This window comes from Yersinia sp. 2545 StPb PI, from assembly GCF_052217125.1.
Lineage (GTDB): Bacteria > Pseudomonadota > Gammaproteobacteria > Enterobacterales > Enterobacteriaceae > Yersinia > Yersinia enterocolitica_E.
On the sequence record NZ_JAZGPY010000001.1, the window covers coordinates 2,980,301 to 3,000,274 of the forward strand.

The window sequence follows — 19,974 nt, forward strand, 5'->3', positions numbered from 1 at the left end:
TCCTACTCAGTTCTAAACCAACACCCTTGTGGATAGACCAGATTATCAGGTCTACGCATCTAATCAGAGTAATACTATGAATAAAGTATTTAAAGTCATTTGGAATAGTGCCTTAGGCCGCTATGACGTTGCATCTGAAATCTCTAAATCAGGAAAAAAAACTAAGTCACTTTGCTCAGGAACTGTCGATACAACTTTAGGTTTAACGACCCCCTCTCGCCTGAGCCAAATTGCCATCACCTTGATGTTCACATTAGGGGCGAGCTCTGCTTTTGCTGCGGATGTAAGTGTTCCCGGATTTACACCTGAAGTTGATTTTACGCAGACGTTTAGTGGGGCCAACAATACTTTATCGGGGAGTTTTAGCAATATTGCCAAAGGTGATGTTGGTTTCAAAAACAGTAAACTGGGTGATATTCCCCCGGGGAACTTCCTCTATGGTGCTGAGAATCTGATCAGTAAAAATATTTTCAATTTAGGGGATATGGTTACTGAAACTTTCCTTGACCCGAAAGGCACTGGCGCATTAATTACTATTAATGTGTATAGCAGTACTGCGATGTCAATTAAACCACTTGCTGATTTTTCGGTACCTGTTTCTTATGCGGTTGGTGAAAATGGCCAGTATGTGAATCGCAACTTATTCCATGTGCAGGATAGCAGTGATCTGACCGTGGCTGTCGGTAGCACGGCCGCAGGTTGGGTTAATGACAGCAATAACTATTTTAACGCCATTCTTAAAGGCAGCCTGAAAAGTGAAGCGGCAACAACGACTTCTTCAGGATTCTATGTTGACTCTACGACTTCAGCCCAGAATACAGTCTTAAATTACAACGCCAAAACTGTAGTCAATCTGGGGAGTAACAGCAATAACATTCGTGACAGTGGTACCTCGGTGGCGAATGCTGTACTTGATGACTTTACCGGTGCATTCACCAGCCCGTATTTAGGGGCCCAAAATGTTCAAAACTTTGCTGATTTCCAAAAATACAACAATGATTTAATCGCAGGCATTAAAAGTGGTGCGATTGCACTGGACAGCAATGGCTACCAGGCTGAACTTGCGCGAGCTTATATAACTACTAGCGGCCAGGTTACACCCAAAGTCACCCCGATCTATCTTGATATGGGGATTGATGCCAATGATGCCGTAAATCACCTGGTCGATTCTAGCCGTGTTGCCTTTATTCATGGTGATGGTCAACATGCTATTGTGAATATAGGTGCTGATGCCAATATTCAGGCGTTCAATACGGATATTTCCGTGGTGCGATTGAACGATGGCGCGACCCTGAATAACGCCGGGACATTAGGTTCAGCCGCAGGCACTGTTCGTGGCACCAATATTATTTTCGCCACTGACAGTACAGTAATCAATGAAGCGACTGGGGTTCTGGACGCGGGGACTAACCCTGACATGCTGGATTTCAAACCCATACCGAGTGCCACTTTACCACTGGATGTCGCCAGTGGGAGCCATACTGCAATTTTGGCTAATGGGGCCTCCTCAGTCACTAACAACGGCGTAATTAACACGGCTTCACGTGGGAGCAGTGTTTATACCCGCGTAGCTATCATTGACGGTACCTCAACCTTCGTCAATAACGGCGCTATTAACATTGCTGCAACTATCGATAAATCGCCTCCAACAGGGTATCTGAACGAAGGGGTGAGTGTTCAGAAAGGCTCTACCTTTGAAAATAACGGTACCGTCTATATTGGCCGTCAAGCACAGCGTTCAGCGACTGATATCGTCACTGATCTGGCTATTAAGACCCAGTCTTATGCCGTCAAATTACTGCAAGATACGGTTAATCTGAGCAATATCGCTACCTTTACCAATAGTGCGACCGGTAAAATCGTGATTGGCAGCAAAACTGAAAACTCTACAGCTATTGCTGCACAAGGAGCGAGAACAGTAGTCAATCAAAACGGCACTATTGAGCTCAACGGTGCTGGTGCTGTATCCGGACAAAATGCAGGGCAGAATATCGGTATCTCTTCCAGCGCTAACGCCACGAATATCTTCAATAATGGTGATATCGTTATAAATGGTATCAATACCGTCGGTATCAAAGTACTGACCAACAGTTCAGCCACTAACGCCGGTAACGTTTATGTAAATAACGGGCTTGATGCTGCCACTAAACTGGCGAACTACGGTATTCAGGCGGTTGGTGCGGGCGCGGTGGCTAATCTCTCTGGTGAGGTAAAGCTGGCGGGCGATGGTGCTATTGGGGTGGTTGCTGAAGATAAAGGTACCATTAATGTCTCCGGTACCGGCCAGGTTGAGTTTGTTTCAGGTAAAAAACAGGTGGGCTACCTGATTTACGGTACCGGCTCTAGCGTCAATAACATTGCCACGGGTGATGAAACGGTTTCAACCGAAGGCTCTACACTGTATCGCGTTGATAAGGGTGCCAGCTTTATCGGGACCACAGCCTCAACCATGAATGCCACCGGTAAAGATTCTTCTCTTATTCAAGTCACCGGTGTTGGCAGTACATTTAACTCCGGCGCGTTAGATATGGTCCTGTCTGGCGAGGGCTCTACTGGGGTAAAAGTCGAGGGTGGCGCCAGCGGCACCATCACGGCAGATGCCAGCCTGGAATTGAGCGGTGATGGGGCTACTGCCGGTATCGTCGATGGCAACTACTACGGCCTGGATGGTATTGCCACCGGTGCTACCGGAAAATCTGTCTTAACCAGTTCGGCGGTATTGACTACCGGTAACACCGCATCTGGTGCCTATGGCTATATCGCCCGTAATGGCGGTTAGCTTATCCACAAGGGCTCCATTGATTTTACACAAGCAGGCAGTACTGGCGTGCTGGTAGACGGCGGGATTCTGACCAACCAAAACCTCATCACAGTCAATGGGACTGCGGTCAATATTCAGGGCGCTAACTCTACCGTGAATAACAGCGGTACCGTCAACGCAACCGACGGCACCGCCGCTTATCTGCTGGGTGCGGGGGCGAGCCTGACCTTATCCGGTAACGGTGAAACCAAAGCGGGCGGCACTGCCCATGGCGTACTGCTTGATACCGGTGCCACAGCACTGACCGTGGATGGCGCAACCATCACCATGACCGCGGGCGGCACAGGTAATGCGATTGAAAACAAAGCGGAAATTACCGGTATTCAGTTAAAAGACACCACGCTGACGGTGGGTAATGGTGCAGGTATTCGTACCGGTGCCTCCCTGGCGGCAACCAACTCTGGCACGATCAATGTCAACGGCAGCGGTACCGGTATTCTGTTTGCCAGCACCGGCGACACCATCACCGATAATACGCTGGACATGTCCGACTCGGCCGGTCTGGTGATTAACGTCAATTCAGCCGCGGGCAAAGGGATTGTCACCAACTCCCGTCAGGATCTGAAAACCGGTGCCAGCGTAAACGTCAATGATGCCGCAGGCGGTGCAGCCCTGATTGTCAAAGGCACTACCGGCCGTGTCGAGCAGTCCGGTAACCTGATATCAACATCACTCACCAGCCCGGTGGTGGACATCAATAACGGTTATGTCACCAGCTTCGTCAACAGCGGTACCATTCAAGCCAACAGCGCCACGCAGCAGGCTGTCGTAACCAATACTGGGACGGGTCTGGCATTTACCAACGCCACGGGTGGCACAATTGTTGGCAAGGTGGATCTGTTAGCGGGCAACAACACCGTGACCCTGATGCAAGGCAGTAAAGGCACTGACTTCACCACCGGCAGCGGCGATGATGCCTTCATTCTGAAAGGGCTGACATTAGCCGATACCGGCGTGTTCAGCTCACTGAACGGCGGTACCGGCAGCGATACGCTGACGCTGGACAGTTCGCTGTATACCCTGAGTGATGCTGATGCTATCCAGAATATGGAATACATCAACCTGATCAATAACTCAACGCTGACACTGGACAATGTGCTGCTGGCGCTGGGTGACAGTCAGGATGACAATGCCAACACCGGTTTTAATCTGGGTGACGGCAGTCTGTTGCAGGTTAATAACCTGAATGCCGTGAGCTTTAACAGCAAGTTGAACGGCCTCGGCACGATGGCCGTTAATACCGCCGGTAATGCCTTTGATTTTACGGCCAATGCGGCACAGAACGCCTTTAACGGGGTACTGGCATTAGGTCACGCCACCTTTGAACTGGCGGCGGATAACACGGCAGCATTAGTGAATGCCCCCCTGAAACTGGGCGCGGACAGTATCACCACCGTCGGTGACGGTGTGCAAACTATCGGTGGGTTGGCCTTTGACGGCGGTACGGTGAAATTTAACACCGGCACTCCGGGTGAGACGGTGGCGAAAAGCACTATCCATACCACCAAAGAGATGAACCTGCTGGGCACCGGGACGGTGGTGGTGGACATCGACAGCGTCGACAACAGCCAGACGCCGGTCAATCCGGTACTGCCCATCATGGAGCAGGATGATGCCAATACCTTGCTGCAACTGGCGGTGAGTGATGTGGTGGTGCAAGGCAATGGTGGCAATCTGGTGCTGAAAGACCAGGATGGCAATGTCATTACCGATGCCACCACGGCCGATATTGCACAAAATGGCACCACGGTCGCCAAAGGCACTTACGATTATCGCCTGAGCAGCGGTACGGGTAACGACGGTTTGTATATCGGTTACGGCCTGACCGAAGTTGAACTGCTGGGCAGCGGTGCAGATGCACTGGCGCTGTATGCCACCAATAAAACCGGTCCTGCGGCGGATTTGAGTGCCAAAGTGACGGGCAGTGGTGAGTTGGCGATTGATACCGGTGCAGGAAATACGGTAACACTGTCCAATCTGGACAATGATTACACCGGTTCTACCGATGTACGCAGCGGCACCTTGCAGATGCTGAATGATAATGTGTTGGGGAATACCTCGCTGTTATCACTGGCAGCAGATACCGCCTTTGACATGAAGGGTCATAGCCAAACCGTGGGCGAACTGAACAGTACTGCGGGCTCAACGGTTGATCTCAATGGTGGCAGCTTAACCTTGAGTCAGGGCGGTATGTCTGAGGGTGAACTGACCGGCAGTGGCGCGCTGACAATTGCCGCCAATGTGCTGAGCGTTAAGGGTGCCAATACTGGCCTGAGCGCGGTGACCACCATTGCCAGTGGCGCACAAGCGTTACTGAACAATGCAGCGGGTCTGGGCGATGGCAATATCGTTAACGCCGGTCTGCTGACACTGAAAGGGGCTGCGGGCCAGTTAGCAAATGCTATCAGTGATGCCGGCAGTGTGGTGCTGGAAGATAGCAGCGACATCACATTGAGCGGTGATAACAGCCTGTTCAGTGGCCTGTTTGCTATCACGAACGGCAGCCAGTTAACTGCTTCTCAGGCAGAACATCTGGGGACGGCGGCGGTCACCAACGACGGCGCATTGGTGCTCAATAGTGCGAGTGACTGGTTGCTGGCCAACAGCATTAGCGGCAGTGGCAGCCTGACTAAAAACGGCACAGGCACCGTATCGTTGACACAATCTGCGGCCTATACCGGCCAGACAGATATCAATGCGGGTGGCCTGATGTTAGGCAGCAGTGCTGACCCCATGACGCTGGCAAGCCAGCAGGTGAATATAGCCAGCGGTGCCTTTATGGGCGGTTTTGGTGGTGTAGCGGGCGCGGTTGATAACCAGGGCGTGCTGTTTGTGGGCAACCCAGCGGCACCGATGGTACCGGCGATGGGCCGTCTGGCTCGCCTGGCGCCGGCCAGTAATATCTTTACCGTTGGCACTGACTTAACCAACAGCGGCACGGTATTTATCGGTAACAAGACCAGTGACGGTACGGGCACCACCGGTAACCAGTTAGTGGTCAACGGCAACTATATTGGCAACAACGGTCTGCTGCACTTCAACACCGCGCTGGGCGACGACAGCTCTGCCACCGACAGCATGATTGTGAACGGCAACACCAGCGGCACCACTAACGTAAGCGTAGATAATGCGGGCGGTACGGGCGCTAAAACCTTAAACGGTATTGAGCTCATTCAGGTGAATGGTCAATCCGACGGTGAGTTTGTGAACCCTGGCCGTATCGTAGCGGGTGCATATGATTACTCACTCGTACGTGGGGTGGGTTCAAACGCCAGTAACTGGTATTTGACCAGCCTGAGCAATTTGCCGGTTGATCCAGAAAATCCGGTCGACCCGGAAAACCCGGCGGGTCCAGGCGAGGAAACTAAACGTCCTGAAGCCGGCAGCTACACCGCGAACCTGGCCGCAGCCAACACTATGTTTGTGACGCGTCTGCACGATCGTTTGGGCGAAACACAGTATATCGACGCCCTGACTGGCGAGCAGAAAGTGACCAGCATGTGGCTGCGTAACGAAGGCGGACATAACCGTTCACGTGACACCAGTGGTCAGTTGAAAACCCAAAGCAACCGCTATGTGATGCAATTGGGTGGCGATATCGCCCAGTGGAGCAACGATGGTCTGGACCGTTTACACCTGGGTGTGATGGCCGGTTACGGTAATAGCAAAAGCGACACCCACGCGAAATCGGGCTATAAGTCGAGTGGTTCGGTTGATGGTTACACCGCCGGGGTGTACAGCACCTGGTATGCCAACGACGAAGACAAGTCGGGCTTGTATGTTGACGGTTGGGCGCAGTACAGCTGGTTTAACAATAGCGTGCAGGGCGACGGTCTGGCGACGGAAGAGTATAAATCGAAAGGGATCACCGCGTCGGTCGAGAGCGGCTACACCTTTAAGATCGGCGAGAATAAGTCTAAGAACGAAACGTACTTTATCCAGCCGAAAGCCCAAATCACCTGGATGGGTGTGAAGGCTGACGAGCACCGTGAAGCAAACGGTACTCAGGTGAGTGGTCAAGGCGACGGTAATATCCAGACCCGTCTGGGGCTGCGTTCTTATATGAAAGGCCACCACGAAAGTGATAATGGCAAGGATCGCGAGTTCCAACCGTTTGTGGAAGCCAACTGGATCCACAACACCAAAGATTTTGGCACCAATATGAACGCCGTTGACGTGAAACAAGCTGGCGCGAAGAATATCGGTGAACTGAAAGTGGGTGTTGAGGGGCAATTGAACAAGCAACTGAATGTCTGGGGTAACGTCGGCCAGCAATTGGGCGACAAAGGTTACAGCGATACTGCAGTGATGTTAGGGGTGAAATACAACTTCTAATCGTTATTAGCTCTCATCAATAACGGTGCTTCGGCACCGTTATTGATCTCCGAACAATTTAATAAAATCTCATTCTGAATAACTAAAAATTGCAGAGCAGATCAGAAGCCGCCATCGATATCCGTCACACCAATCAGCTTATGATTGACAAACTCCTTCAGTCCGAGACCAATCAGCTCGCGGCCATAGCCTGAGCGGCGCACACCGCCAAATGGCAGGTCAGCCTTCACCGCAGTCGGATGGTTGATGTAGACCATGCCGGTAGACATTTGAGCTGCAACCTTGCGGCCCCGTTCGATGTCTTGAGTGAACACCGATCCGCCAAGGCCGAAAGGCGAGTCATTCGCAATCTCGATAGCTTCCGCTTCATCTTTGGCTTTAAAGACCAGCGATACCGGGCCAAAGAATTCCCAGTAATACGCCGGGTTATCCTTAGTCAGGCCGGTGAGCAACACCGGCTGCACGAAGGCGCCCTGCGACGGCACCTCAGCACCAATCACGGTCAGGGTCGCGCCGTGGCCGACAGCTTCCTTCACCTGTTTACGCACATCGTCGGCCGCACCCTGTGAGGACAGCGGCGCCAGAGTCGTGGCAGGGTCCAGCGGATCGCCGGCCTTGAGTTGGGCAACGCCAGCTGTGTACTTATCAAGGAAAGCGTCGTAGATAGCCTCGACCACGATAATACGCTTGGACGAGCAGCACACCTGGCCGGCATTCCAGTGGCGGCCAAACACCGCCCACTTAGCGGCCTTGTCCAGATCAGCATCTTCCAACACCACAAAGGCGTCAGCACCACCCAGCTCCATCGTTGACTTCTTCAATGCCTTACCGGCCTGTGCTGCAACCACAGCGCCAGCGTCCTCCGAACCCGTTAGCGCAACACCATGTACACGCGGATCGTTAATGATGGTTTCGAGTTGCTCACGGCTAGCGTAGAGGTTTTTGAATCCGCCTACCGGCAGGCCGGCTTCAAGCATTAGCTTCTCAAACACATCGGCGGATTGCGGTACGTTAGACGCATGCTTGAGTATCACGACATTCCCGGCCGCTAACTGCGGCGCGATGATTCGAGCTATCTGGTAGTAAGGAAAATTCCACGGTTCGATAGCCAGGATGATGCCTAGAGGCTCATGCACCAGCCACGCTTCGGTTACCGCAGGGTCTTTAGAATGCAGCTTCTCCGGCGCCAGTTGCTGCTGCGCATTCTCGACGTAGTACTCAAAGATAGCCGCCGACAGTTCAACCTCCGCTTCGGCCTCTCCCAGTAGCTTACCCATCTCCAGTGTCAACAACTTGGCGTATTCGGTATGCTTGGCTCGGAGCAAGTCGGCCGCCTTTTGCAGCACGGCAACACGATCGGCGATTGTAGTATTTTTCCATTGCTTGAATGCCTCATCGCCTTGATCCAGAGCAAGAGCAACATCGGCAGTAGTGGCGTCAGAAAACGTCTTGATCGTTTCGCCGGTGTAGGGATTGGTTGTTGCGTAGGCCATCTTTCGTTCCTTGGTTGCATGCAGGGACCGTTCGCGAACGAACAGCCTATAAAAGAAAGTCCGACTCAGGATCGTCACCGACTAAAACCAGAGCGTTCCCGAGAGAGGAAACGTCATTCGGACGGCAGTGATATCACTCAACAATTAGATGATGAACGTAATGCAAATAAAAACGGCATCGTAGAAGAGTGTATTCGCTCCATGGCGATTCAGACACTTTTATCCGATTAAAATATGTGATTCTCTTAGCGCTATTTATAACTCCAGGTTCAGTCCCTGAGGGAGGAACAACACAAAAGCCTTCGTCGCGCCATAAATTGATATACCGAATTCCAGTGCCAGACCGACGATCGGACCCATTATTCATTCTGGAGGTCATCTTGATTTTATGATGCTTGGAGCCCGTTCAAGCTGGCTAAGGTCGCATTCAAGTTCAACATTGGCCTTCGGTATCCAAATGCCCACGGTGAATCCACCCCACGCTTGAATACGAAGTTGTGCGTGACGTCCTCTGAAGGAAACTTTGATAATCGATGGAAAAATGTCGGATGGAGGGAAAACCAGACAAAGCAGCACTTACAACGCTAAATTGTTCAAATAATAGGCTAACTTGTCGGTAACGCAAGATTACGCTGTCATTAATCCACAATTTATTGATGGGTTTATTCTAATAAAATGTGTCGCCTAACAATAATAACAATAGCCCCCCAAAATCATCATCTAAGCGTCAAAGAGGATTCACTTGCACAAATAGATTATACATGTCATATATAATAGATGTTGGTCATCATAAATAATTATTGGGATGGGGAATCAATATGAAATACACCACTTTTGGTCGTAATAGCGGCCTACGGGTTTCCGAACTGGCACTGGGTACCGGTAACTTTGGTACTGCCTGGGGATATGGCTCGGAAAAAGAGGAAGTAAAACAGGTATTTGACCGCTATGCCGAGGCCGGGGGTAATTTCATCGACACCGCAGATACTTACCAATTCGGTCAATCTGAACAGATCGTAGGAGAGTTTATTGCTGCGGAACGTGATCGTTTTGTGGTCGCAACAAAATATACGCTGGGAGCACAACCGGATGCGGGGATTGCTCAAACCGGAAACAGCCGCCGCAATATGATTGCTTCCGTGGAAAGCAGCCTTAAACGGCTTAACACCGACCGCATTGATTTATTGTGGGCCCATTTTGATGACCAGTTAACGCCTCTTGAAGAAATTGTGCGCGCTTTTGACGACCTGACTCGTGCAGGCAAAATACAGTATGCAGGGCTTTCCAATTTCCCGGCATGGCGCATTGCACGGGCAGATACCTTGGCAGAATTACGCGGCTGGTCACGTATTGCCGGTATTCAGGTAGAGTACAGTTTGGTACAGCGAACGGCTGAACGTGAACTACTGCCGATGGCCGAAGCACTCGGCTTAGCAGCCACACTGTGGTCACCTCTGGGGGGAGGATTGCTGACAGGAAAATATCGTCAAAGCGATGAAGGTCGTCTACTTGGTTTTGCGGGCCGATTGGTGCATACCGAGCAAGATACTGCGCTACTCGATGAAGTTATCGCAATAGCACAGGAACACCACGTGCAACCATTACATATTGCTGTTGCCTGGTTGCGCCATAAAGCCGCAAACTCCCCTACCAGCCTAATCCCTATTTTAGGCTCCCGTACCCAAGCCCAACTGGATGACACACTGGCAGCATTAGATGTGATATTGAGTGATGAACAAGTGGCACGTCTTGATAAGGTCAGCGCCATTACTCTGGGAACGCCACACGAACAAATCGCCAACACTCTGGCACGGGCGCAGGGCGGCGATAGTACGCGTATCATCGCCCCCCGACCACCGCGGGCATGAATCAAGGTCTGTATTGATGAGAGGCAACATCTATTGATGTGCTAGCATGGCATACTTTATGATGCTGCCTGTTCAATCAGGAGAAATGTATGGCCCGAGTATCAAAGCAACAGATGGCACTCAATCGCGAGTCAATCGTACAGACCTCTTCACAACTCTTCCGTGCCCGGGGTTTGAATGGTGTCAGCGTCAACGATTTAATGGCTGCGGTCGGATTGACTCATGGCGGGTTCTATGGACACTTCACCTCTAAAGATGAATTGGCGGCTATCGCCAGTCGCAAAGCGCTCGACGATTCCAGCACCCGTTGGCAGCAAATCAGCAGCCAGCCCGAGCATCATAATCTGCGCACGTTAGTCGAACTTTATCTCTCAACCACCCACCGTGACCATGCAGAAGATGGCTGTGCAATTACTGCGCTAGCCAGCGATGTGGCACGTGAGAATGATGAGAATCCGGTGCGAGAGGTTTATCTCAGTGGCGTGAGATCCCTGCTAGACAGATTAATGTCTGTTTCTGATATAGAAAATGAAGAACAACGCAGGCAACACGCGCTGGCACAGCTTGCTATGTTGTCCGGTGCATTAACACTGGCGCGCGCCACCGCCGGGGATAAGTTGTCGGATGAATTTCTTGAAGCAGCCAAAAAAGTCTTATTGACTGAAGAAAAGTAATGTCCCCACGGCCGGATTATCAAGGTGCCAATCATCCTGTGCTAAAAACTTTTCGCCTATAGCTTAAGTGGCTATTTGCCCGCAAACATCCTGTCACTAAGGAAATCGATAAATACCCGTAATTTAGGCGTGATATAACGCCCGGAAGGCCACACCACATGCAAGCTCACTGTGCGCTTTACATAACTATCCAGCAAGCTTCGTAATTTGCCTTCCGCCACTGCCTTTCCCATCGAAAAATCCGGTAAGCAGGCGATGCCCAATCCTCTTAAAGCAAAACACATTCTGGTTTCAATGTTGTTGCATACCATCGAGATTGGGATCCGCAAATCAGACTCATTAGGCAAGGGCCAGGTTTCCAATTTTCCGCTGTTAGGGAAACGATAATGCAGGCAGATATGATTCGCCAGTTCAACAGGGTGCATAGGCTCACCATGCTGCTCCAGATAGGCGGGCGATGCCACCAGTAGCATGGTGGACTGCCCCAACTTACGTGCTGACAAACGGGAATCAGTCAGTTCACCGGTGCGGACGACGGCATCAAATCCCTCTTCGACCACATCAACAATCCGATCACTGAAATCCAGATCTAGCTCAATGTCGGGGTATGCGAGCATAAAATCGGCCAATACGGGTAACAACAATGTGCTCACCAGTGGCAAACTGACCCGCAACCTGCCGCGCGGCTTATCGGTAAGTTGTAACAGCTCAAGCTCTGCGGCCTCTACCTCAGCAAGAATCCGCCGACTACGTTCAAGAAAAAGCGCACCTTCGGAAGTCAGTGCTATGCTGCGAGTGCTGCGGTGAAATAATCTCACGCCTAACCGCCCCTCGAGCCGTGCGATATTCTTACCAACCGCCGAAGCGGAAACACCCAATATACGCCCTGCCATCACAAAACTACGGGTCTCGGCCACTTGAACAAAAACACTCAGACTGCTTAGGCTATCCATCACGGCTCCGATTGCGGACATTTATATCCTCTAATACTGGAAATCTACCCCACTTTTTCCTGATTGCGTAGTTCTCTATTGTTAGATGGCCATCTATGGTTAAGTCTTCATTCAGATTAAGGAATTACTATGTCTGCGAGTTCGTTAGTGCCAATACAGCCAGTGCATCTGGCAGCCAGAATTAATACAGTGATTGATCAGGCGCTCACCGAACAGCGCTTGGTGGGTACCGTGGTCATGGTGGCGCTTAACGGCGAGACACATTTCAGCCGGGCAGCAGGATGGGCGGATCGCGAAACCGGACAACCGATGACCTCCAATACCCTGTTTCGTTTGGCATCCATCAGTAAGCCGATCGTTTCTACAGCAGCAATGGTATTAGTCGCACAGGGTAAGCTCGACCTTGATGGCGATATCCGGCGCTGGTTACCTGACTTTCAACCCCGGCTGGCAAATGAGGAATTACCAACCATTACGATACGCCAATTACTCAGCCATACCGCCGGTTTGAGCTATCGCTTTTGTGAAGCTGATGAGGATGGGCCCTATGCTCGCGCGGGGATCTCCGATGGCATGGATCGATCAGCAATCACACTCAACGAGAACTTACGTCGGTTAGCCCATGTGCCACTATATTATGCCCCAGGAACTGCATGGGCTTATTCATTGGCAATTGATGTATTAGGTGCAGTTATCGAGCAAGTTTGTGGTCGGCCATTAGATCAAGCAGTAAGGGCATTGGTCACCGAGCCACTACATATGCAGGACACGGATTTTTTCACCCATGATGTCAGTCGGCTAGCTACGCCTTATGTCAGTGATACACCTGCGCCACACCCCTTGCAGGAAGATGAACTTGTCGCCGCGTTCCCCGATACCATCGGTATTCGATTTTCCCCTGCCCGTGCACTCAATCGCCATGCTTTCCCTTCTGGCGGTGCGGGGATGATAGGCAGTGCCAACGACCTGTTGAGCTTGCTGGAAACGCTACGTCGGGGTGGCTCACCACTGCTTCCAGCGGCTTTAGTCGATGAGATGGGCCGAGACCAAATTCAGGGTCTTATCTTACCTGACTCTCCCGGTTTGGGCTTCGGGTTAGGCTTTTCGGTCTTGCGCGATCCACACGAGGCTGATTCACCTGAGTCCGTTGGTACATGGCGTTGGGGAGGTGCATATGGTCACTCATGGTTTGTTGATAGGATTCAAGGGATATCCGCAGTCGCATTAACTAATACCCTATACGAAGGTATGTCCGGGCAATTTGTCAACGATCTGCGGGACGCCATCTATGGCGTCGGGAAACAATAATGAAAACAGCGCCCTTTCCTCTCTCGGCATTATTGGCTCTCGCGATGACGGGCTTTATTGCCATCATGACCGAGACATTACCAGCTGGATTATTGCCGCAGATCGGCCAAGGGTTGGGGGTTTCACAAGCATTGGCCGGCCAATTGGTGACACTCTATGCTCTGGGTTCGTTACTGGCTGCGATCCCCTTAATTACTTTGACCCGCAGTTGGGGGCGGCGTAAAGCCTTACTCAGCGCCATTGTCGGTTTTTTCATATTCAATACTTTAACCACTATTTCGCCTTGGTTCAGTTTAACCTTACTGGCCCGTTTTATGGCCGGTGCTGCCGCTGGACTGGCATGGGGGCTTATCGCAGGTTACGCACGACGTATGGTACAACCTCATCAACAAGGGCGCGCAATGGCGATCGCCATGACCGGCACCCCTATCGCCCTGGCACTAGGGGTACCATTGGGGGCATGGCTGGGTATGGTGCTCAGTTGGCGCAATGCATTTGCCATTATGTCGGGATTAACTTTGCTGCTGATTGTCTGGGTTATCGTGAAAATACCTGATTATCCAGGGCAATCGGCCAAACAGCAGCAACCGGTGCGCAAAGTGTTCACCACCCCTGGCGTACGCCCCATTTTGTCGGTTATTGTCCTTTGGATGCTGGCACATAATATTCTTTATACCTATATTGCCCCTTTTATCACCCCAGTCGGGTTGGAAAATCAGCTCGATAAAGTGCTGTTGGTATTTGGTGTCAGTGCGCTAGCGGGAACTTGCTTCACCGGATTAGTCGTGGATCGATGGTTACGTGGCGCGGTATTACTGAGTCTTGGTACCTTTATTCTGGCTGCATTGATATTGGCAATCGCCGGGGGATCCCCCTCCGCGATTTATGGCAGCATGTTGCTCTGGGGCCTCAGTTTTGGTGGCGCATCCACACTATTGCAAACCGCGTCGGCGGATGCCGCAGGACAAAATGCCGATGTGGCGCAGTCAATGATTGTGGTGGCTTGGAATTTAGCCATTGCAGGGGGCGGGATCATCGGTGGCCTGTTGTTACAAAGCGCCGGAGCAGTAAGTTTCCCGTGGACAGTGTTGGGGTTATTACTCCTTGGGTTGATTATTGTCTGGCAGGCTCAACAATACGGGTTCAAACCGGGTATTCGTAGTGCAATGCACGTTGAAAAATGCTGAGGTAATACATATAAAGACACCCGCTATTGCGGTGGGTGTTGTAAAATAATATTAATTGGCGTAGATGATTTTATCTGAATAAATAGCTTCAATTGCTTGTTTATGAATATTCTTCTTTTTATCGGTGACAATAATATCAATATCATTGATGTCACTTATTTTCATTAACCCACTTTGGCCAAATTTACTGGTATCACATAAAATAACTTTCTGTCTGCCCATCGCCAACATTTTCTTGGCAATACGCCCTTCATCTAAATTTTTTACCATCACGCCAAAATCACTGTCTATTCCGCCAACTCCGACGAAAGTGAAATCAGTATGAATATCGTTCATTTGTTCAATGGTCTGAATGCCTAAGTTAGCCTTGTAGGTATGATTATATTCACCACCTAATACATGCACGACAGCCATATTATTTTTACTTTTAATTTGATCAGCAATTAATGATGAATTAGTAAAAACAGTAAACTTCACTAATGGTAAGAATGAAGCAAAAATAAGTGTGGTGGTACAAGAGTCAATAAATAAAGTATCGTTTTCAGTCACCAATGATGCAGCATATTGACCAATTAGCATTTTTTCCTGGCGATTTAAATCCATTCGTTGGGCAAAACTGCCCTCTTGTATATTCTGAACTTTTATCGCACCACCATGGACTTTAGTGACCTCACCGCTCTTTTCCAAATAGGAAAGATCCCGGCGGATGGTTTCAGACGTCACACCCAACTCTTCGGAAAGACCAATAACCGAAACCTCACCAAGACTATCCAGCTTTTCTAAAATAAACTGTTTACGTTTGATCTGATTCATAAGAATAGCGGCCCGAAACTGTGCGATACATAGTGTCATTCTACTGAATAATCTTATGAAACAAAAGGCGATTCAATCACACCGGCCAGAGTTGATTAATGGTAAAAGCGACCCTGTGTTGGTTATTATCCTGACTTACCCTATCCACACAAGATTTGACAAAATCACTGGCATTCCCCCATTGCCACACCCACAGCAGAAAACTGAAACATACTGATATCATTCTGCTGATCACCAATACTGACCATGGCTTGAGCACTGATATTTAAGTGCTGAGATAAATAATACAATCCTTACCCCTTACTGATGCCATGTTTCATTATTTCATAATAATGATTGCTGGTTTTACTGAGTGAGTAATGTGCCATCAAGATCAAGTGCTAATAACTTATACATACGTTGACTCCAATAAAAAAGGGAGAATATATTATTGCTAATATACTCTCCCTCCTTGCTCACATTATACTATCAGTGGGTAATAAAGCGCGATACCACATCCTTTGCCGCGTTGCAGACAACATTATCAATGGCGGTACCCACCACCAGAATATTTACACCGGTATCTTTAAATGCTTTGGCATTTTCCAGATTGATCCCCCCTTCAGCTAATGTTGGTACCGAAACCGCACCGACCAACGCCAGAAGCCGCTGTTTAATAGCATCAGGAATATCACCCGCACTGACACCTTCGTAGCTCATGCCAGTCATTAAACCAATCATATCAACACCCAGTGCTTCCATCGTTTTAGCCACTTGCGCAACATCAGCGGGGGTTTCAGCGGCAATACCGAAGGTATGCAAGTCACTCGGATGACCAATATAAGCATCCACCGTCAGACCATATTTATGGGCTAAATCCACCAGTTCCTTTAAATCTTCAAAACTGGACTTATGGGTATGTAAACCATCAGCCCCTGATTGAGCTATCAATAAAATATCTTGTTCTGTCACGGGTGTAGGTACAGTTTCAGTAAAGCCCCCGGCGATGCCGACGGTAATAAAAATATCGTCAGCCACCACATTACGCACCCCCCGCACGGCTTGTGCCATTTGGCCGATGGTTATCTCATGACGAATACGCTCCGCAGCATGCATATTCGTCACGCCATTATGGCCGCGAGCCAGTGCCAACGCCGGGTGATTAGGTTCCAATAATTTAACACCTGAATCGCATACTGCTTTCGCTAAGCGAGCATCATCTCCGGTTATTCCAGTACTGAGAATAGTTTGACCGCCATGTAATGAAATTGCATTTCGTACTTTATCCATAGCGACGGAACGTTTCTTACTCATATCAGCGTTGAACATATTTACCTCTACTTGATTTATATAAAACGGCTTTTTTAATTGTTAACTCTTAGCCCGAGATCCCTGGTGTTGGTGATTCGGGTACTGCTTTTTTAATTGCGACAAACTTGTTGGCTAATAGGGTGATTACACAGGTCAACACCAGTGTTACCGCCATGACTATCGCCATATAAAAAGCGTTATTCGACAAGAATGGGGAGGCGAATGCAGGTACATATGCCACGCCTTTAATATTTAATAATCCCAGCAACATGCCGCCAACGCCGGCGGAGAATATTGCACCAGCAAAGACGACTTTATTAGAAAACATGAACGGGTAAGCAGATTCGACGAACGTCCCAAAACCGAGGTTAATTAACAACCCTGGGGCAGCTACTGCGGCTTCACTTTTCTCGCGCGGAGCAATCACGTTTGCCAGATTAATACCGGCTGCCACCATCACCAGCCCGACCATATCGACCGCGCCGAGGAAGCTAACACCGGACTTTTCCATTTCCAGTAATACCAGTGGCAATATAACTGCGTGATAAACTCCACCCAGAATAGCTGGCCAAATAACCAGACCGGCCAGTAATCCGGCTAAAATCGGGCTAAAAGCCAGAGTGGCTTCGATAGCCAATTTGATATAGTCACCAGCGGCTAATGCCAATGGGCTAAGCAGGTAATACATCACTAAACCGGAGAATAAACCGGACAAACCACCCGCTACGATATTGATGGTGGTCATTGGGAATTGCCATCTCAGACAGAGCCCGAACAGGTAACGCACCATAATACCGGCGCCGATCCCTCCCAAAATACCGCCGATTAAGCCACCTTCTACCGACAGCACCCCGGCGACAACCCCCGCCACAATCGACACTTCATCTAGCTCAGAAACCTGTTTAGCCGCAATAACCGCGACAATAACCGGCAACCCCTTCAACAACAGTTCAAAAATGGCATTGAGTGATTGCAACCCTGGGATATGGCTTAGCGCCAATACAATAGCCATGGCGATAAAACCAGGCAGAGCTGGGATCATGATGCTACGGATATTGATTCTTTTTAGCAGACTCTTGTCACTGCCCGGCATGTTGGCCTCGCTACTGCCCAGCACTGGGGTATATTTTATCTGCCAGTGTTTGCATAGCGAGGCGGTAAAAGAGATAGCCCGTGTGCGGCTATTGGTTCCAGTTGTGCCAGAGGTGGCAATCACATTGGCACCTTTGGAGGTGATAATTGCCATCGAGGTGCCGCCAGTGCCCACAATAGGGATTTTCTTTTCTATCGCCGCCAAAATAGCGTCTTTATTACTGCGATCAGGGTCGGCACTCATGATAATGATGCCATCAATATCACCGGCTCGAATTTGTGCCGCAATGGCCGCATCCGATGATTTTACCGCGTCATTCACCTCGGAGAGTTTCCCCTGGAAGCTAATCCGTGGTTTATCCCCTTCTTCCGCGATTATTGAATAAACGGCGGCGGCGGTGGTCGGCTTTGCCACATCCATCGACTCTTCCGCTGCAATAAATTGCACCGCACTGACACCTAACCCAGCAGAGTGGAGTTGGGTATAGATTTCTTGTAGAAGTCTTTCGGGGTAGGCACCACCGAGATTGAACAGATTTCCCCCGCTGCTTCCGGGTATTGCTACATTTTTCATGTCGGGCCTCAAAAGATAAGAAATATTAGAAAGTGTTATTATGTTTTTAACTGCAATTCACCATCACAGAAATAATAATTCAAAGCAACATTAAACAACATAAAACCATCCATTAACCCCACTAACACAACAGTGATTAATACCAATAATTTAATTAAAAAATCATATAATCAAACCAATATTCCATTAAATTAAGATAATTAGAAATTAAAAATCACAAATTGGCATTTTGTTGTTTTATTTTGTTTTGTTGTTTTCGTGATGAAGGTCAAATTATTGCCATTGGCTATTTCTGGCGAAGAAAGAAATGTGGAGAAAATGATAGAAGATGTGCGAGAGTTAAAATTGTGAGTAGAGGGAAGTATCGCGGGTCGTTAAATAGCACAGTGCCATAACGGTTTTAGGCAAGGGTGATCAGTCGGCCCGTTCCTGCTCATATGAGCAGGCAGGAAAAGGCCGTAGGTATCATGGTGGTTACGCGTTTATCGCTTTCTTTGAATCCAGAGCGCTATGGATGGCGGCTTCCAATTCGTTGACTTCGAATTTTGCCACATAAGCATCTGCCCCCACTTTGCGGACATGGTCTTCATTGGCACTACCCGATAATGACGAATGGATTATCACCGGAATATTTTTTAAGAACTCATCGCGTTTTATATTCAGCGTCAAGGTAAAACCATCCATCTCCGGCATTTCTAAATCGGTTAACACAAAGGCGATTTTATCCGAAATAGGTACCCCTTCGGCCCGCGCTTCATCGGCCATCTTCTTGATCTTATTCCACGCTTCCAGACCAGTGATATGCATCACGGCAGGGATATTCATCATCTTCAGACCCTGTTCAAGCATCGAACGCGCCACCTTAGAATCTTCAGCCACAATCGCGACTGAGCCTGGCTTAAGTTCAAATGCCTTGGTCTTCTCACTGTCGATTTGAACATTGCGATTAGCAGGAATAATGTCATATAGAATCTGTTCAACATCCAGCACCAGTGCCAATCGGTTGCTCGTAGGATCGTTATCCAAGCGCGCGATACTGGTAATATTGCGGCTCTTAACACCCGCGTCGGCAGCCAGTACCTGGCTCCATTCAAGGCGCACGATATCGTCAACGGATTCCACGGCAAAAGCCTGTGTACTCCGGGCGTACTCAGTCACCAGCAGAATATTTAGTCCAGTTTTTGGCACGCAACCGACGATAGACGGGAGGTCAATCACCGGAATGATTTCTCCGCGAATATTCGCAATACCCATCATCGGAGATGCCATACCCGCGGCTTTGGTCAGCGTAGGCATGGGTACAATTTCGCGCAGTTTGAACACGTTGATACCGAATAACTCGGATTTCTCTTCTTCTTGAGATACCCCCAGTCGGAACAACAAAAGTTCAAATCGGTTTGATGAGGTGAGATTTGTTCTCTCTTCAATCTCTTTTTGAAAATTATCCATACTTTCCCCAATGCAAATAATTGTTGATGTGCAATAACAAGGCGATATCAGCCATTCGGAAAATAAGGAATAACATTCTGCTCAGCGGCAACTAATGCTTCACCCTTTCATTCGGGA

The 19,974-nt window shown here is 49.4% G+C and carries 12 protein-coding genes and 3 pseudogenes; 6 read left to right on the forward strand and 9 right to left on the reverse strand.

From position 1 onward, the window contains the following. Positions 1–76: 76 nt before the first annotated feature. Positions 77–7,156: pseudogene (locus V1955_RS13925) on the forward strand (autotransporter outer membrane beta-barrel domain-containing protein). A gap of 101 nt (positions 7,157–7,257) precedes the next feature. Here the strand turns inward: V1955_RS13925 and V1955_RS13930 are convergent. Continuing rightward, on the reverse strand, positions 7,258–8,649 hold the full coding sequence (locus V1955_RS13930; RefSeq protein ID WP_083159241.1) for an NAD-dependent succinate-semialdehyde dehydrogenase: 1,392 nt from the start codon (positions 8,647–8,649) through the stop codon (positions 7,258–7,260). An 18-nt stretch (positions 8,650–8,667) separates the two neighbouring features. Between V1955_RS13930 and V1955_RS13935 the strand changes: the two genes are divergently transcribed. Beyond that, complete coding sequence (locus V1955_RS13935) at positions 8,668–8,880, forward strand: hypothetical protein (protein WP_127891203.1); 213 nt, start codon at positions 8,668–8,670, stop codon at positions 8,878–8,880. A 27-nt stretch (positions 8,881–8,907) separates the two neighbouring features. On the opposite strand, the pseudogene V1955_RS13940 reads toward V1955_RS13935, so the two are convergent. Beyond that, positions 8,908–9,000 (reverse strand): annotated as a pseudogene (locus V1955_RS13940) (SDR family NAD(P)-dependent oxidoreductase); the annotation flags it as partial. A gap of 24 nt (positions 9,001–9,024) precedes the next feature. Next, on the reverse strand, positions 9,025–9,225 hold the full coding sequence (locus V1955_RS13945; protein ID WP_442821056.1) for a pYEATS domain-containing protein: 201 nt from the start codon (positions 9,223–9,225) through the stop codon (positions 9,025–9,027). Positions 9,226–9,467: 242 nt separating this feature from the next. Between V1955_RS13945 and V1955_RS13950 the strand changes: the two genes are divergently transcribed. Together V1955_RS13950 and V1955_RS13955 are read left to right on the forward strand one after the other, a co-directional pair. Beyond that, on the forward strand, positions 9,468–10,517 hold the full coding sequence (locus tag V1955_RS13950; RefSeq protein WP_442821057.1) for an aldo/keto reductase: 1,050 nt from the start codon (positions 9,468–9,470) through the stop codon (positions 10,515–10,517). Positions 10,518–10,606: 89 nt separating this feature from the next. Continuing rightward, positions 10,607–11,191 (forward strand): TetR/AcrR family transcriptional regulator, encoded by a 585-nt coding sequence (locus V1955_RS13955; protein WP_083159243.1) that lies wholly within the window; start codon positions 10,607–10,609, stop codon positions 11,189–11,191. Positions 11,192–11,262: 71 nt separating this feature from the next. Here the strand turns inward: V1955_RS13955 and V1955_RS13960 are convergent, their stop codons facing one another. Further along, on the reverse strand, positions 11,263–12,144 hold the full coding sequence (locus V1955_RS13960; RefSeq protein ID WP_083159244.1) for a LysR family transcriptional regulator: 882 nt from the start codon (positions 12,142–12,144) through the stop codon (positions 11,263–11,265). Positions 12,145–12,273: 129 nt separating this feature from the next. Here V1955_RS13960 and V1955_RS13965 point away from each other — a divergent pair, with 129 nt between their 5' ends. Both V1955_RS13965 and V1955_RS13970 read left to right on the forward strand, forming a co-directional pair. Next, a complete protein-coding gene (locus tag V1955_RS13965; protein WP_442821058.1) occupies positions 12,274–13,452 on the forward strand; it encodes a serine hydrolase domain-containing protein in 1,179 nt (392 codons plus the stop codon). Further along, on the forward strand, positions 13,452–14,639 hold the full coding sequence (locus tag V1955_RS13970) for an MFS transporter (protein WP_420073658.1): 1,188 nt from the start codon (positions 13,452–13,454) through the stop codon (positions 14,637–14,639). The genes V1955_RS13965 and V1955_RS13970 overlap by 1 nt, the downstream gene beginning before the upstream one ends. Before the next feature lie 51 nt (positions 14,640–14,690). On the opposite strand, the gene V1955_RS13975 is transcribed toward V1955_RS13970, so the two are convergent. From V1955_RS13975 to V1955_RS13995, 5 genes and pseudogenes are all read right to left on the reverse strand, one after another. Continuing rightward, on the reverse strand, positions 14,691–15,452 hold the full coding sequence (locus V1955_RS13975) for a DeoR/GlpR family DNA-binding transcription regulator (RefSeq protein ID WP_083163745.1): 762 nt from the start codon (positions 15,450–15,452) through the stop codon (positions 14,691–14,693). 76 nt (positions 15,453–15,528) lie between these two features. Continuing rightward, positions 15,529–15,811 (reverse strand): annotated as a pseudogene (locus V1955_RS13980) (HAD hydrolase family protein); the annotation flags it as partial. A 109-nt stretch (positions 15,812–15,920) separates the two neighbouring features. Next, on the reverse strand, positions 15,921–16,760 hold the full coding sequence (locus V1955_RS13985; RefSeq protein WP_372558512.1) for a histidine biosynthesis protein: 840 nt from the start codon (positions 16,758–16,760) through the stop codon (positions 15,921–15,923). A 49-nt stretch (positions 16,761–16,809) separates the two neighbouring features. After that, the gene (locus V1955_RS13990; protein WP_442821059.1) at positions 16,810–18,408 is read right to left on the reverse strand and encodes a PTS sugar transporter; all 1,599 of its coding nucleotides are present in this window, start codon (positions 18,406–18,408) and stop codon (positions 16,810–16,812) included. 474 nt (positions 18,409–18,882) lie between these two features. Then, on the reverse strand, positions 18,883–19,857 hold the full coding sequence (locus tag V1955_RS13995) for a chemotaxis protein (protein WP_083159249.1): 975 nt from the start codon (positions 19,855–19,857) through the stop codon (positions 18,883–18,885). Positions 19,858–19,974 lie beyond the last annotated feature (117 nt).

Excerpts from the sequence above, each read along its gene's own strand:
- V1955_RS13960 (WP_083159244.1), bottom strand. The coding sequence starts at position 12,144 with ATGGATAGCCTAAGCAGTCTGAGTGTTTTTGTTCAAGTGGCCGAGACC.
- V1955_RS13975 (WP_083163745.1), bottom strand. The coding sequence starts at position 15,452 with ATGAATCAGATCAAACGTAAACAGTTTATTTTAGAAAAGCTGGATAGT.
- V1955_RS13950 (WP_442821057.1), top strand. The coding sequence starts at position 9,468 with ATGAAATACACCACTTTTGGTCGTAATAGCGGCCTACGGGTTTCCGAA.
- V1955_RS13970 (WP_420073658.1), top strand. The coding sequence starts at position 13,452 with ATGAAAACAGCGCCCTTTCCTCTCTCGGCATTATTGGCTCTCGCGATG.
- V1955_RS13965 (WP_442821058.1), top strand. The coding sequence starts at position 12,274 with ATGTCTGCGAGTTCGTTAGTGCCAATACAGCCAGTGCATCTGGCAGCC.
- V1955_RS13955 (WP_083159243.1), top strand. The coding sequence starts at position 10,607 with ATGGCCCGAGTATCAAAGCAACAGATGGCACTCAATCGCGAGTCAATC.
- V1955_RS13985 (WP_372558512.1), bottom strand. The coding sequence starts at position 16,760 with ATGTTCAACGCTGATATGAGTAAGAAACGTTCCGTCGCTATGGATAAA.
- V1955_RS13990 (WP_442821059.1), bottom strand. The coding sequence starts at position 18,408 with ATGAAAAATGTAGCAATACCCGGAAGCAGCGGGGGAAATCTGTTCAAT.
- V1955_RS13995 (WP_083159249.1), bottom strand. The coding sequence starts at position 19,857 with ATGGATAATTTTCAAAAAGAGATTGAAGAGAGAACAAATCTCACCTCA.
- V1955_RS13930 (WP_083159241.1), bottom strand. The coding sequence starts at position 8,649 with ATGGCCTACGCAACAACCAATCCCTACACCGGCGAAACGATCAAGACG.
- V1955_RS13935 (WP_127891203.1), top strand. The coding sequence starts at position 8,668 with ATGCAGGGACCGTTCGCGAACGAACAGCCTATAAAAGAAAGTCCGACT.